Origin of the sequence: Agrobacterium sp. SUL3 (genome assembly GCF_001263295.1) — a bacterium.
In the GTDB taxonomy this organism is placed as follows: Bacteria; Pseudomonadota; Alphaproteobacteria; order Rhizobiales; family Rhizobiaceae; genus Agrobacterium; species Agrobacterium tomkonis.
Window position 1 is genome coordinate 354,688 of sequence record NZ_KQ414501.1, and the last position, 12,970, is coordinate 367,657.

Annotated in this window: 11 protein-coding genes and 1 riboswitch; of the genes, 6 read left to right on the forward strand and 5 right to left on the reverse strand. The window is 59.8% G+C overall.

Features of this window, described 5'->3' with window-relative positions; genetic code table 11:
- Nucleotides 1–135 precede the first annotated feature (135 nt).
- Nucleotides 136–1,956: a serine aminopeptidase domain-containing protein gene (locus tag AKG12_RS10985; RefSeq protein ID WP_197283315.1), complete on the forward strand. Its 1,821-nt coding sequence runs from the start codon at nt 136–138 to the stop codon at nt 1,954–1,956.
- Here AKG12_RS10985 and AKG12_RS10990 read toward each other — a convergent pair.
- Genes AKG12_RS10990 through AKG12_RS11010 form a run of 5 tightly spaced genes read right to left on the reverse strand, consistent with a single transcriptional unit; the run spans nt 1,924 to nt 7,712 of the window.
- A complete protein-coding gene (locus AKG12_RS10990; protein ID WP_052818787.1) occupies nt 1,924–4,380 on the reverse strand; it encodes a glycosyl hydrolase 2 galactose-binding domain-containing protein in 2,457 nt (818 codons plus the stop codon). The genes AKG12_RS10985 and AKG12_RS10990 overlap by 33 nt on opposite strands.
- Nucleotides 4,377–5,360, reverse strand: coding sequence for a DUF1839 family protein (locus AKG12_RS10995; RefSeq protein ID WP_052818788.1), 984 nt, complete (start codon nt 5,358–5,360; stop codon nt 4,377–4,379). The genes AKG12_RS10990 and AKG12_RS10995 overlap by 4 nt, the downstream gene beginning before the upstream one ends.
- 6 nt (nt 5,361–5,366) lie before the next feature.
- Nucleotides 5,367–6,275: an amino acid--[acyl-carrier-protein] ligase gene (locus tag AKG12_RS11000; RefSeq protein ID WP_052818789.1), complete on the reverse strand. Its 909-nt coding sequence runs from the start codon at nt 6,273–6,275 to the stop codon at nt 5,367–5,369.
- A 4-nt stretch (nt 6,276–6,279) separates the two neighbouring features.
- Nucleotides 6,280–7,461 (reverse strand): acyl-CoA dehydrogenase family protein, encoded by a 1,182-nt coding sequence (locus AKG12_RS11005; RefSeq protein ID WP_052818790.1) that lies wholly within the window; start codon nt 7,459–7,461, stop codon nt 6,280–6,282.
- Nucleotides 7,461–7,712, reverse strand: coding sequence for an acyl carrier protein (locus AKG12_RS11010; protein ID WP_003504852.1), 252 nt, complete (start codon nt 7,710–7,712; stop codon nt 7,461–7,463). The genes AKG12_RS11005 and AKG12_RS11010 overlap by 1 nt, the downstream gene beginning before the upstream one ends.
- A gap of 182 nt (nt 7,713–7,894) precedes the next feature.
- A riboswitch (TPP riboswitch) is annotated at nt 7,895–8,006 on the forward strand.
- Nucleotides 8,007–8,101: 95 nt separating this feature from the next.
- Between AKG12_RS11010 and thiC the strand changes: the two genes are divergently transcribed.
- The 5 genes from thiC (at nt 8,102) to AKG12_RS11040 (ending at nt 12,968) form a co-directional block, all read left to right on the forward strand.
- On the forward strand, nt 8,102–9,925 hold the full coding sequence (gene thiC / locus AKG12_RS11020) for a phosphomethylpyrimidine synthase ThiC (protein ID WP_052818793.1): 1,824 nt from the start codon (nt 8,102–8,104) through the stop codon (nt 9,923–9,925).
- A gap of 1 nt (nt 9,926) precedes the next feature.
- On the forward strand, nt 9,927–10,886 hold the full coding sequence (gene thiO / locus AKG12_RS11025; RefSeq protein ID WP_052818794.1) for a glycine oxidase ThiO: 960 nt from the start codon (nt 9,927–9,929) through the stop codon (nt 10,884–10,886).
- 13 nt (nt 10,887–10,899) lie between these two features.
- Complete coding sequence (gene thiS / locus AKG12_RS11030; RefSeq protein ID WP_052818796.1) at nt 10,900–11,097, forward strand: sulfur carrier protein ThiS; 198 nt, start codon at nt 10,900–10,902, stop codon at nt 11,095–11,097.
- Between the two features lie 4 nt (nt 11,098–11,101).
- Entirely contained in the window at nt 11,102–11,875 is a 774-nt protein-coding gene (locus tag AKG12_RS11035; RefSeq protein ID WP_052818798.1) for a thiazole synthase, read from the forward strand.
- 88 nt (nt 11,876–11,963) lie between these two features.
- Complete coding sequence (locus AKG12_RS11040; RefSeq protein ID WP_052818800.1) at nt 11,964–12,968, forward strand: P1 family peptidase; 1,005 nt, start codon at nt 11,964–11,966, stop codon at nt 12,966–12,968.
- Nucleotides 12,969–12,970 lie beyond the last annotated feature (2 nt).

Here is a 12,970-nt window from a genome sequence, read left to right on the forward strand (position 1 = left end):
AATCGATATAAATGCGACAGTATTTTTAGAATTCTCTAATATTATTGTTTTTAGTGTAGAACAGGCGTTAAGACACTTGGGTATAGTGATCCCGTAGTGGTTGAGCCAGACGCTGGCGCAATAGTGGCAAGGTCGATGGCGATAGATATTTCAGAGCGTGCAGGCGGCGAACCTCCCCTTGAGTCACGGCAGCTTTTCGACATTGCAGCGGATGGGACGATCGCGCATCCTGTTTCTTTTGAAGGGCTTGCCGGTATTTTTCATCCGGCGCGCAAAGATGTGCAACGGGATCATGCGGTTCTTTTCGTCAGCCCGTGGGGAATGGAAGAGCTATGCAGCCGTAAGTTCCAGCGCGTTCTGGCCGAGCGGCTGGCCGCTTCCGGCGTCGCCAGCCTGCGTTTTGACTATCTTGGCTCAGGCGACGCGCTCGATCCGGAAGATGTCGGTCGGGCGGCGGACTGGCTTTCCGACACGCGCGCGGCGTTTGAGTATCTGAAGCGTCTTTCCGGCTGTTCGGGGGTTGTCGTCGTCGCGCAGGGTCTTGGTTGTGCGATTGCAGTTCAGGCACTTGCCGGCGCTTCCGCCATCGGTTCCATGGCTCTTCTGGCGCCGGTCGTCTCCGGTCGCGCCTATCTGCGTGAATTGGCGATGTGGTCTTCCATGATTGATGATGGTCTTGGTCTGTTGCCGGGGCAACGTTCGGCACAGCCCGGTGCGATCGCCGGAATGACCATGCCGGCAGGTGTTGCGGATACGATCAAGAAGATCAATCTCTCCAGTCTCGAAACTGTTCCAACCCGCAATGTCCTTGTGCTTGCGAGAGCCGGTCGGGTGACCGACAGTGATCTCGCCAGACATCTTGCGGCGATTGGCGGTGAGGTGAAGGAGGCGGCGTTTTCGGGTTATGACGATCTCGTTTCCAGCCCGACGCTTTCGAAAATATCAAGCGATGTCGTGAACCGACTGGTGGATTGGGTCTTGTCACAGACCCATGTCGGGAACCCCGCGGCACTCCCGGAAGATTTCACCATCAACGCTCCGCAGCGCGGCCAGGGTTTTCTCGAACAGCCGGTGCAATTTGGCGAGGGCGGACGGCTTTTCGGCATCTTTTGCGAGCCGGATCATCGGCAAGCCGTTTCTTCTGTCCTTCTGCTTGGTGCCGCCTATGACCGGCATGCGGGCTGGGGCAGGCTTTCCGTGCAGACCGCCCGTTCACTTGCGCGTGCCGGCGTCGCTTCGCTGCGCTTCGATGCGGCCAATATTGCCGACAGCCCGCCGGTCAAAAACGTTCCGGATCAGGTTCTTTACGATGTCTCGCAGAATGACGATGTCTCTGCCGCCCTCGATTTTCTCGAGCGGCGCGGCAAAGGTCCCTTCATCGCGGCCGGCCGGTGCAGCGGCGCCTATCTCGCTTTTAACGGCGCGCTTGCGGATGCTCGGATCAGCGCAGTAGCTGCGGTCAATCCGGTCGTCTTCCACTGGCAGAAAGGCCGCTCGGTGGATGAAGCCTTGCACAAGCGGCCGCGCTCGTTTGGGGAGTACAGCCAGCGTTTTCGCCAGGGGGCGACATTCAAACGTCTCTTCAGCGGCGATGTGGATGTTGTCAGTGCCGGGCTGAACATCGTCAAGGCGACGATGAAGAAGCTCTCGACAAAAACGGCAAGGCTGTTCCGCCGGGGCAGTGAAGAAGGGCGCGCCGTATACGGAGCTTTCGATTCACTCAAGGCAAAGGGCACCGCCGTCAGCCTGCTCTACAGCGACAATGACGACGGGCTTGAGCATTTCCGCTATTATTTCGATGCCGATGGTCGCGGGCTTTCTGCCTATCACAACGTATCGCTGACAATTATTGCCGATGCCGACCACAATCTTTCGACACCGGAAGCAAAAACGATCTTTATCGATGCGGTGACACGGCTGGCTCTAAAAGGAGAAGCGTCGGCCGGAACCCAGTGATACCACCTCTCCGGAAGGTGGCGTTTCGATTGTTCCGGCCTCCGGCATAAGATTGATTGTCTTGCTCTCGCCGGGGGCGAGGTGGAACCAGTTTTCCGAAGCACCATAGCCTTCCGCCGATACGTGGACGGATTGCGCGAGACGATCTGTACCGATTTCGAGCGACCAGTTGCCGTTGGTTTCGCTGAGATCCAGATCCAGATTGGCGGCATGCAGCGCCTTTTTCCGGCCGAGCGGGAAATTGAAGGCGTCGGCGATGACGAGCCCGGTTGCGACATCACGAAGCCGGGCGACCGTGACATCATGGGATGGCGGGCCGAAACGATAGGCATAGGTCGTATCGAAAAAAGCGCCGAACAAATCTGTTGCGGCAATTATATGGCTCTGCCGCGGTGAAAGCGTCAGCGGGCGTTTGGCGTGCACGACCGGCTGCATGCCGTCGCGCAGGCAGGTCAGCTCCAGCATGGCTTCAAAGCCGTTGCCGGTTTCGTTGATGAGATGGATATCCAGCCCGTTGGTGCCTTCATCGGAAAGGCTGAGCTGGATGGGGCGGAACGCTCTTTTCAGCGCGTGCCAGACGGATTTGGGCCGGCCGGTGGCGTCGATGATACCCCAGCCAGCGCCGGGAACGAGATCCTGCAGGGTCCAGACCAGCGCACCCCGGCAAGAGGAACCGCTGCGCCGCCATTCGGCGAAGGTCGTTTCCATGACCTCGGCAGTTGCTGCGCGTGACATGTCGAGATAAAGCCCGCCGTCCTCGCGTCGCAGAACGTCCGGCTCAACGTCGTAAAGCAGCTTCAGATAATGATCGCGAACATCTTCGAAATCCCAGGACGCGCCGCGATCGCGCGGCGTGCGAGCTTTCCAGCGTGGATCATGCACGGCCACGCCGGGAAGATATTTGTCCAGCGTTTCCTGTTCGGGAATATTGGAAAAGGCCAGGCACTCGGCAGCAAAGCGCACATCGGCGCGGCGGGCATCTTCCAGCGGACGGCAATAGGCGCCCACACCATAATAGTGACCAACCCCGGCATTGGGGAAAAATGGCAGCGCGCCGCCGGAGGGGGAGTTGGTGACATAGGCCGCATCCGGCCGTTTCTCAGCCATCACATCCGGAATAATCTCCTCGGTGAGCGTCGCCTTCCATATCTGTTCCGGCAGGCCGAGCATGGCGCCCTGCTGGTACATCTCGCTGCCGCCGCAGAAAACGGTGAGTGATGGAGAAAGCGCTGTCGCCTCGAGGAATTGCGAGATTTCCGTAACGATATGCTGGCGCAGGCCGTCATCCTTTGCCGGGTAGTCGAAGTTGGCAAGCATGGCGTCTTGCCAGACCATGATGCCGAGTTCATCGCAAAGCCCGAAGAATTCCGGCGTCTCATAGGCCATGGTGCCGCCAATACGGATCATGTTCATGCCGGCTTCGGCAGCTTTTTTGAGCCATGGCTCGTAATTCGGTCGTGTTCCCGGCAGGCGCACGATGTCGGCCGTCGTCCAGACCGCGCCGCGGCAGAAGACGGGTTCCCCGTTCACCTTGAGCCCGAAACCGTTGCCGTCCTCGCCGTGATCGATCTCCACCTGGCGGAAACCGGTGCGCCCAAGCCTGTGTTGCTTGCCATCCAGCTCCAGAATGATGTCGTGCAGTGCGGGCCTGCCATGGGTGTGCGGCCACCAGATTTCGACCCCGGGTATAAGCAGTTCGCCGAGGAGTTTGCCGTCTTCGCCCTTCGAAAGATTGATGCTGTAACCAGCGCAGATCACCCGTGCGGACTGGATATCGCGGTTCGCTTCGAGAACGATGCTGACCTTCCCCCTGCCGGTATCGTCAAGTGAAGATCGCAGGGTGCAAAGCACGCTTTCCTGTCTGATGAGGCTGATGGGCCGCCATGGGCCTGCGGCATGGATTTCCGGGCACCAGCCGGGCATATAGCCGAGTGCGGTGGTGCGGATCAGCCGCAACCCTTGCGTATTCATCATCTGCGGACGCCAGCGGGCGCGCGGACCGGTCTTTTCGAGCCGTGGTGCAAGTGCTCGGAAGCAGATCGAAAGTTCGTCCGCGCCAGTGAGCGCGACTGGCACTTCCAGCCTTTCGAACATGCTTTGGCTGGCGGCGATCAGCTCACCGTTGAAGAAGATTTCGGCAATGGTGGAAAGGCCGTCGAAGCGCAGCGTGGCCCGTTCCCGCGCATCGGAAATCATTGTCAGCCGATACCATGCATCCTTGTCGTTGAGCGCGACAGGGGCAAACCGATCGAATTTCCCGGCTTCCTCCAGGGCCTGTGCCACCGTGCCGGGCACGGAGACGTGCAGGCTTTCAAGCGCTGCCGGAATGTCGGACGGGGTTTCGCAGGCATTGGCGGGCGTTAGTGTCAGCGTCCAGCCTTCACTCAGCAATTCCTCGCTTTCGCCCGGAAAATAGGTCCTCACGCGGCCTCGCTGGCATCAGATAGTTTCGCCGCAAGGCTTTCCATCAAACCATCCCATGCGTCCGCTGCCGGATCGAGCACGGATGCCAGCGCATCGAACTTGCGGCGGGTGACGGCGCGGGCAAGCTGGAATTGCACAGTCTTGGCGACCTCCGAGATACGCAGCGCATGCTCTCTTGCTTCGGAAAAACCTTGCCTGTCCAGCCATTCGAGGTGGCTTGCCGCCAGTTCGAAATTGGCGCCGAGCTGGCGCAGCGTGTTGAAGGCATATTTGTGGAAAAAGCCGAAGGGCCTGTCCGCAACCTTTTCCACCTGCGCCGGAAACACGGCTGAAAAAGCCCTGACCGGATTGGCGGATGGCCGGCGCGAAAAATGAAATCTCAGCAACCGCTCGGCTGTCTTGCGAATATGGGCCGGTGACGGATCGCTGTCTGCGAATTTCGCAAATTCGGTGTAGGGCAGGAAGGGCGGATCGGTCTCGGCCAGATGGTGCTGGAACAATCCGTCGAAATCCTCGCCCGACAGATGGAAAAAGCCGGCATTGTGGAAATAGTCGAGTTCCCGGTTCGCCAGGTCGAGCCTGTTGATGGCGACGGTGGTCTTGCCGTGTTCCTTCTGATAGCCCACCCCATGGGTGTCGGGCATATAGAAACTGTCCATCTCGATCAGGCAGATGCGGCCGCGCTCCAGCTGCGCCTCAATGTGGTTTTCCACCCGGTCGAAGATCGCCAGTTCGGTGGCGCGAATGCCATAAAGCGCTTCGAGATCTTCCAGCGGCACCTTGAAGAAGGTGAACTGGTCACCCTCAAAGTCCTGCGTGAGGGTGAAGCCGAACATGGCTTCCGGGGCTAAGCCTTTCGAGGCCAGAACCTCGATCCACAAATCAATGTAGCAATTGGTTTCCGGCCACATTCTTTCGGAGGAATGGAGCGGGTGCTGCACGTAGTTTTTGGGATCGAGACCGGGAAAAATCTGCCGCATGGATAATCAGCCCCAGAGGGTTTCCACGACCTTTGCAGGCCATTTCTTCACATCCAGACCATGATGGGCAAACAGCGCCAGCGCAATGCGCTCAAGGCCGAAACCGACACAGGCGGTATGGGCGACATCGCCGTTGGCGAGGTTGAGGCCCCATTTCTGGCCGAAGGCATCTTGATGGTAGTTGAAACTCATGCAGGCCGTCGGGCTGGTCGTGGATGTGACCGGGATCAGCAGTTCGAATTTCAGGTTCTGATCGCGCTGGTTGTTGGCGAGCATCTTGCCGGCGCGGCCGAAGAAAGGATCGTTGGCAACATCGATGGTGACGTCAAGCCCGACCGCCTTCATCATTTCGACGCCGCGATCCATCCAGGTCTGGCGGAATTCGGTGACGTCGGACTCGGTGCCCATGCAAACATATTCGCGCATGCGGAAAAGCTGCTGGCGCGCCGGATCCTTGGAGGGTTCATGGCGGAAGCAATAGGACTGGATGTCATAGAGACCGCCGCCGGCAGGTAGCGCGCCGCGCTTGGCGATCGTCGGATAAAGGGGGTAGCAGGCCGCCGGCGTCAGCACGATGTCGGTGGCTTTCTGGTCCCTGGTCCAGTCTTCACCCTCATCCATGCATTTGAGAAGGCTGACATGGTCAAGCTCGCAGCCGCAGAAGGAATGGACCGTGCCGGCCAGCTGCGGGAAGCTCTTCATGTAGCCGCTTTTTTCGAAATAGGCGCGGTTGATGCCAGGCGGAAAACGGATCGCTTCGGCACCATCGGCAGCGCCCGTGCGGTCAATCAGCCGCTCGAATGCGGCAATGACGTCCTCAAACTGGCCGCTGCGTCCATAAAGACCGTCCACACCCGTTTCAATCAGCAGGCCTTCTTCGAACAGTCGATCGAGGAACGATGTTTGCATGTCCATGGTCTTATCCCAAGAGGCTGGTGTCCTGCTTGTGAACCAGCAGGAGATTGGCGGAATTGCCGAGAATACGGTCGTTGGAAATCATCAGGCGCGCGGAGTGCGCGTCGCGCAGGTGGCGGCCGAGGCTATAGGGCGTGCCGTTCTTGTAACCCATGATGCCGCAGACCAGCATGGCGTGATCGATAATCTCGAGAATGGTTTCCGAAGAGCAGATCTTCACATTGTTCATGGCAACAGCAAAGGCCATGGACATCAGTTTTTCGGCATCGCTCTTGGTGTCCTCGTAAGCCTTGATGCCGGCGATGATGTTGGATTTCACAACCTGCAGCTTGGTGGAAACCTCGGCAAGCCGGATCGCGCCGGGAGGGGCGGTGCCGGGTGATTTGCGTGCCGCCGCTCTGACGAAAGACTGGGCGCGCAGCACGGCATCCGAGGCGATGCCATACCAGACGGCGCTCCACAGGAGATGCGAGCTTGCAAGCATGGATTGCGCGGCGATTTCCGCGAACGGCTTCGGGAAAATTTGCGCCGCCGGCGCTTCGCCTCGGAACAGAAAGCCGTCTGAACAGGTGCCGCGCATGCCGAGTGTATCCCAGACATGGGTCTTTTCGAGCGTGTACTGGTTTTTCAGGAAAACGGTCATCACCTGATCGGCCGGCGCGGCATCCTTGTGGGCGCGCGAGGTGATGAGGATCGCATCGGCATTGCTGCCATAGGAAATGACGGTGGCATCCTTTTCCAGCCGGCAAAAGTCGCCTTCGACCTCGATCGCGCAGATGGAGTTGCGCAGATTGCCGCCAATGCCGCCTTCGGTGGTGGCCGAGCCGAGCAGAAGCTGTTCGCTGGCGATGCGTTGCATGAACTCCGCATGCCACGCGCTTGCCTCGCCGTGTTCCACCAGGCTGGACAGCTTGATATGATGCATGGCGAAAATCATTGCAGTTGCCGAACAGGCCTGGCCGAGCCGGGCGCAGATATCGGCGATTTGCTGCAGGGATGCGCCTTCGCCGCCGAGGCAGGAGGGGACCTGGATACCCAGCAGGCGTTCCTGCCGCAATGCATCGACAGCTTCCTGCGGGAAGCGGCCGGTGACATCCACTTCGTCTGCATGTTTGGCGGAAATGGTCGCTACACGGCCCGCGCGCGCGGACAGCGTTTCATCCTGCGGCGCTACGGTCACGTTCATCAGGCAGCCTCTTTACCATCCAGAATGAGCTTAACGGTGTCTTCAATGGCCTTGATGCTGGCGAAGGACTTGCGGTTCAGCAGATTGTCGGGAAACTCGATATCGAATGCTTCTTCGATACCCAGCATCAATTGCACCGATGCAAAGGAAGAAAGGCCTGCCGCATAAAGATCTGCTTCATCTGCAATCGTATCGACGGGGGTGGGAAGCTGGCCGAATTTTGCCAGTATTTCACGAATAGTCGCATTCATTCCGACGTATCTCCAATGAAATTAACATTAGGAAGGTTTGTGCTTATCGTTATGTCGCAAACGATAATATTCACCTAAACCGTTAGGTTAATTACAACTAACGGCAGCATGCGCCATTCCCGCACCTTTGCCAAGCGTTGATCGGCGGCCTTGACAAAAGGCGGCTGGTGTTTTTTCCTGTGGTCATTCACCAGGGGTGTCCCGTCAAGGGGCTGAGATTCTGCTTTCATGCGCAGTGACCCGTTGAACCTGATCCAGTTCATACTGGCGTAGGGACGGTGCAAAGACCGAAGGTCGGGCGGGCGTATGACGTCGCGTTCCGGCAATTCGGTATTTTCCATCATTCCGGCTCGAACTGGGTCTCCACTGTCAAACTTTGGAGCCTCAAGATGAATATCGCTGCCAAGAATCTTCCGCTTTCGGTCACCACCGGACCGCATGCTGCTTCCACGAAAATCCACAAGCCAGGGATCCTGCATCCGCACATCCGTGTGCCGATGCGCGAGATCGCCGTGCACCCGACAGCCGGCGAACCGCCAGTGACGGTTTACGATTCCTCCGGCCCCTATACCGATCCCACACATCCCGTTCTGATTGAAAAGGGTCTGCCGCGACTGCGCCACGACTGGGTCATGGCGCGCGGCGATGTCGAGACTTATGAAGGGCGGCACGTCAAGCCGGAGGATAACGGCTTTGCCACCGGCGAGCGCCTGACGCCCGAATTTACCGTGCGCCACCAGCCACTCAGGGCGACGGCCGGCAAGGCGGTGACACAGCTTGCTTATGCGCGGGCCGGCATCATTACGCCGGAAATGGAATTCATCGCCATCCGCGAAAATCTCGGGCGCGAGGCGGCAAAGGAGAAGTTGGTCCGCGATGGCGAAAGCTTTGGTGCGCATATACCTGACTACGTGACGGCGGAATTCGTTCGGCAGGAAGTGGCATCAGGCCGCGCCATCATCCCCGCCAATATCAATCATTCGGAACTTGAGCCGATGATCATCGGCCGCAATTTTCTGGTGAAGATCAACGCCAATATCGGCAATTCCGCCGTCACCTCCTCCATGGCGGAAGAGGTGGAGAAGATGGTCTGGGCGATCCGCTGGGGTGCGGATACCGTCATGGACCTTTCCACCGGGCGCAACATCCACAATATCCGCGAATGGATCATCCGCAATTCGCCGGTGCCGATCGGCACAGTGCCGCTTTATCAGGCGCTGGAGAAGGTCAACGGCATTGCCGAGGATCTGAATTGGGAGGTGTTTCGCGACACCCTGATCGAACAGGCGGAGCAGGGCGTGGATTATTTCACCATCCATGCCGGCGTGCGGCTGCATTACATTCCGCTCACCGTCAACCGCGTCACCGGCATCGTCTCGCGTGGTGGCTCGATCATGGCCAAGTGGTGTCTGCATCATCATCGTGAAAGCTTCCTTTATGAGCATTTCGACGAGATTTGCGATATCTGCCGGGCTTACGATGTCTCCTTCTCGCTGGGCGATGGCCTGCGTCCCGGCTCGATTGCCGATGCCAATGACGCCGCACAGTTCGCGGAGCTGGAGACGCTCGGCGAGCTGACACAGATCGCCTGGGCGAAAGATTGCCAGGTGATGATCGAAGGCCCCGGCCATGTGCCGATGCACAAGATCAAGGAGAATATGGATAAGCAGCTGAAGACCTGCGGCGAGGCGCCCTTCTATACGCTTGGCCCGCTGACCACCGATATCGCGCCCGGTTACGACCATATCACCTCCGGTATCGGTGCGGCGATGATCGGCTGGTTTGGCACGGCGATGCTTTGCTACGTTACGCCGAAGGAACACCTCGGCCTGCCGGATCGTAACGATGTGAAGGTCGGTGTCATCACCTACAAGATCGCTGCCCACGCCGCCGATCTCGCTAAGGGTCATCCGGCGGCACAGGTGCGGGACGATGCGCTGTCACGCGCAAGGTTCGAGTTCCGCTGGGAGGATCAGTTCAATCTGTCGCTGGACCCGGATACGGCGCGCTCCTTCCATGACGAGACCTTGCCGAAGGAAGCGCACAAGGTCGCGCATTTCTGCTCCATGTGCGGACCGAAATTCTGCTCGATGCGGATTTCCCACGATATCCGCGCCGAGGCGCAGAAAGAGGGGCTGGAAGCGATGGCCGCCCGCTTCAAGGAGGGCGGCGAGCTTTATATGCCGCTTCCGACGCCAGCAAATGCCGAATAAAATGCGCGTCCTTGTCAAGGGAACGGGGGTCGCCGGACTGACGGCGGCCTTCGAACTGGCGCGGAGCGGCGTTACTGTCGAGGTGTCGGAGCGCAATGCCGAGCCTTCTCGCGGGGCGTCGTTCTACGCGGGCGGCATGCTGGCGCCCTGGTGCGAGCGTGAAAGTGCTGAAGAGGTGGTTCTGACGCTTGGTCAGGCGGCGCTCGACTGGTGGGACGAGGCGGCCCCCGGCCTGGTGGTCCGCAACGGCACGCTGGTCGTCGCACCCGTCCGTGACAAGGCGGAGCTATCGCGCTTTGCATCGCGGACCAGTGGCTATCGCTGGGTGGATGAAGGCGAAATCGCCGATCTGGAGCCCGATCTTGCCGGCCGGTTCCGGTCCGGACTTTATTTCCCGGGCGAGGGGCATCTCGATCCGCGCCTTGCTCTGAAATCGCTGCATGAGCGGCTTTGCGCGATGGGTGTGCCGTTTCATATGGGCGTTTCGGTGGATGAACAGCGGTTCGACCGGGTGGTGGATTGCACCGGATCTGCGGCGGTGGGGGAGATTTGCAACCTTCGCGGCGTGCGGGGAGAGATGCTTTGTCTCGCCACCCGTGACATTTCTTTCTTCCGTCCCGTCCGGTTGCTGCATCCACGCATACCGCTTTACATCGTGCCGCGCGAGCCTGGCCGCTTCATGGTGGGCGCGACGATGATCGAGACGGAGGATACCGGGGCGATTTCCGCCCGTTCGATGATGGAATTCCTTAATGCCGCCTATGCCGTGCATCCGGCCTTTGCGGAGGCGCAAATCATCGAGACCGGCGCGGGCGTGCGCCCGGCCTATCCCGACAATCTGCCTGATGTCACGCAAAACGGCGGGACCATCTTCATCAACGGCGCGTACCGGCACGGCTTTCTGCTCTCGCCGGCGATGGCGCGCAAGGCGGCTGAGATCGTCTGCCAAACTCTTTTTTAAAAGGAAAAGGACCATGAAACTTCTGGTGAATGGCGACGAGCTTGATCTTGCCGCCGAGACGCTGGCCGGGTTGCTCGCCAACCTTGAATATGAAGGCGAGTGGCTGGCGACGGCAGTGAATGGCGAGCTGGTGCATTCGGAAGAGCGCGCCGATTATCAACTGAAGGCGTTCGACCGTGTCGAAATCCTTTCGCCAATGCAGGGAGGTTGAGGCCATGCTGACGCTTTATGGCCGTGAGGTCGCGTCCCGCCTTCTCCTTGGCACGGCGCGTTATCCGTCTCCCGCTGTGCTTGCCGATGCGGTGCGGGTCAGCAATACGGATATTCTGACGATTTCGCTGCGCCGGGAAATGGCGGGGGGCAAGAAAGGCGGTCAGTTTTTCGAGCTGATCCGCGAATTGGATCGCCATATCCTGCCCAATACCGCCGGTTGCCACACCGTGAAGGAAGCGGTGCTGACGGCGAAGATGGCCCGTGAGGTGTTTCGCACCAACTGGATCAAGCTCGAAGTCATCGGTCATCACGACACCTTGCAGCCCGATGTCTTTGCGCTGGTGGAGGCGGCGAAAATCCTCTGCGACGATGGTTTTGAGGTCTTTCCCTATACGACTGATGATCTTGTCGTGGGCGAAAAGCTGCTGGAGGCCGGCTGCAGGGTGCTGATGCCATGGTGTGCGCCGATCGGCAGCGCCATGGGGCCGCTCAATCTGACGGCGCTGAAATCGATGCGGGCGCGGTTTCCCGATGTGCCGCTGATCGTCGATGCCGGTATTGGCCGGCCGTCACATGCGGTGACGGTTATGGAACTTGGTTACGATGCCGTCCTCCTCAACACGGCGGTTGCCGGGGCGGGTAACCCGGTCGGCATGGCGGAGGCTTTTGCCCGTGCAATCGAGGCTGGCCATCAGGCATTTCTTTCCGGGCTGTTGGAACCGAGGGATATGGCTGTTCCTTCGACGCCGGTTATCGGGACGGCGGTTTTCTCCTGATCACGGTTTTCCGCCAAGGTCGGGCACGTCACCTTTTGCGTTGACAGTGTCCTGCGGCGGCGGGATACCGGGAGGAAAGGGGAACGGCATGGCGACACGCAACAATCTTCTCACGGATATCGACGGTGTTTCGGTCGGCAATGTCACCGATCTTTCCCTCGGCTCCGGCGTCACGGCGATTGTTTTCGAAAAGCCCGCCATCGCCTCCGGCTCGGTTCTCGGCGGTGCGCCCGGCGGGCGAGATACCGGCCTGCTCGACCCGGCGATGACGGTTGAAACTGTGGATGCCCTGGTGCTTTCCGGCGGTTCGGCCTTCGGGCTGGATGCGGCGGGCGGGGTTCAGGCCGGGTTGCGTGAGATCGGTCGTGGGTTGCAGGTGGGTTCCACCCGTGTGCCCATCGTGCCCCAGGCGATCCTGATGGATCTGCTGAATGGCGGCGACAAGGGCTGGGGCCTGCATTCGCCCTATCGCGAGATGGGATATGCGGCCTTCAAGGCGGCAGGCCGCGAGGCGTTCGAACTTGGAACGGTGGGTGCAGGAACGGGTGCGACGACCGCCACCTTCAAGGGTGGTCTGGGTTCGGCCAGTGCCATCAGTTCCGGCGGCTATAAGGTGGCGGCCATCGTCGCGGTCAATGCGCTTGGTTCCGCGACGGTCGGCACAAGCCGCCATTTCTGGTCCGCTCCTTTTGAAATGCAGGGTGAATTCGGCGATTGCGGTTTTCCGGAGCGTTTCCAACCGGACCATACCGCACTGCGGCTCAAGGGGATCAATCTCACGGCGACAACCATCGGCGCGGTGCTGACCGATGCGACGCTTACAAAAGCGCAGGCGCACCGCCTGTCCATCATGGCGCATGACGGGCTGGCGCGTGCGGTTCTCCCTGCCCATTTGCCGAGCGATGGCGACACCATGTTCGCGGCTGCGACCGGCGACAAGCCGCTTGAAGGTGGCGTTCATTTCGCCGAGCTCTGCCATCTCGCCACGATCGTGATGGCGCGAGCGGTGGCGCGCGGCGTCTATGAGGCGACGGCGCTGCCGGTTGCGGGCGCTCAAAAGGCCTATCGCGATCTTCATGGGCAGGACCGTTGAGC

What these genes read in the sequence shown, in the direction of transcription:
- AKG12_RS10985 (WP_197283315.1), top strand. Translation starts at nt 136, where the DNA reads ATGGCGATAGATATTTCAGAGCGTGCAGGCGGCGAACCTCCCCTTGAG.
- AKG12_RS10995 (WP_052818788.1), bottom strand. Translation starts at nt 5,360, where the DNA reads ATGCGGCAGATTTTTCCCGGTCTCGATCCCAAAAACTACGTGCAGCAC.
- AKG12_RS11000 (WP_052818789.1), bottom strand. Translation starts at nt 6,275, where the DNA reads ATGGACATGCAAACATCGTTCCTCGATCGACTGTTCGAAGAAGGCCTG.
- AKG12_RS11005 (WP_052818790.1), bottom strand. Translation starts at nt 7,461, where the DNA reads ATGAACGTGACCGTAGCGCCGCAGGATGAAACGCTGTCCGCGCGCGCG.
- AKG12_RS11010 (WP_003504852.1), bottom strand. Translation starts at nt 7,712, where the DNA reads ATGAATGCGACTATTCGTGAAATACTGGCAAAATTCGGCCAGCTTCCC.
- thiC (WP_052818793.1), top strand. Translation starts at nt 8,102, where the DNA reads ATGAATATCGCTGCCAAGAATCTTCCGCTTTCGGTCACCACCGGACCG.
- thiO (WP_052818794.1), top strand. Translation starts at nt 9,927, where the DNA reads ATGCGCGTCCTTGTCAAGGGAACGGGGGTCGCCGGACTGACGGCGGCC.
- thiS (WP_052818796.1), top strand. Translation starts at nt 10,900, where the DNA reads ATGAAACTTCTGGTGAATGGCGACGAGCTTGATCTTGCCGCCGAGACG.
- AKG12_RS11035 (WP_052818798.1), top strand. Translation starts at nt 11,102, where the DNA reads ATGCTGACGCTTTATGGCCGTGAGGTCGCGTCCCGCCTTCTCCTTGGC.
- AKG12_RS11040 (WP_052818800.1), top strand. Translation starts at nt 11,964, where the DNA reads ATGGCGACACGCAACAATCTTCTCACGGATATCGACGGTGTTTCGGTC.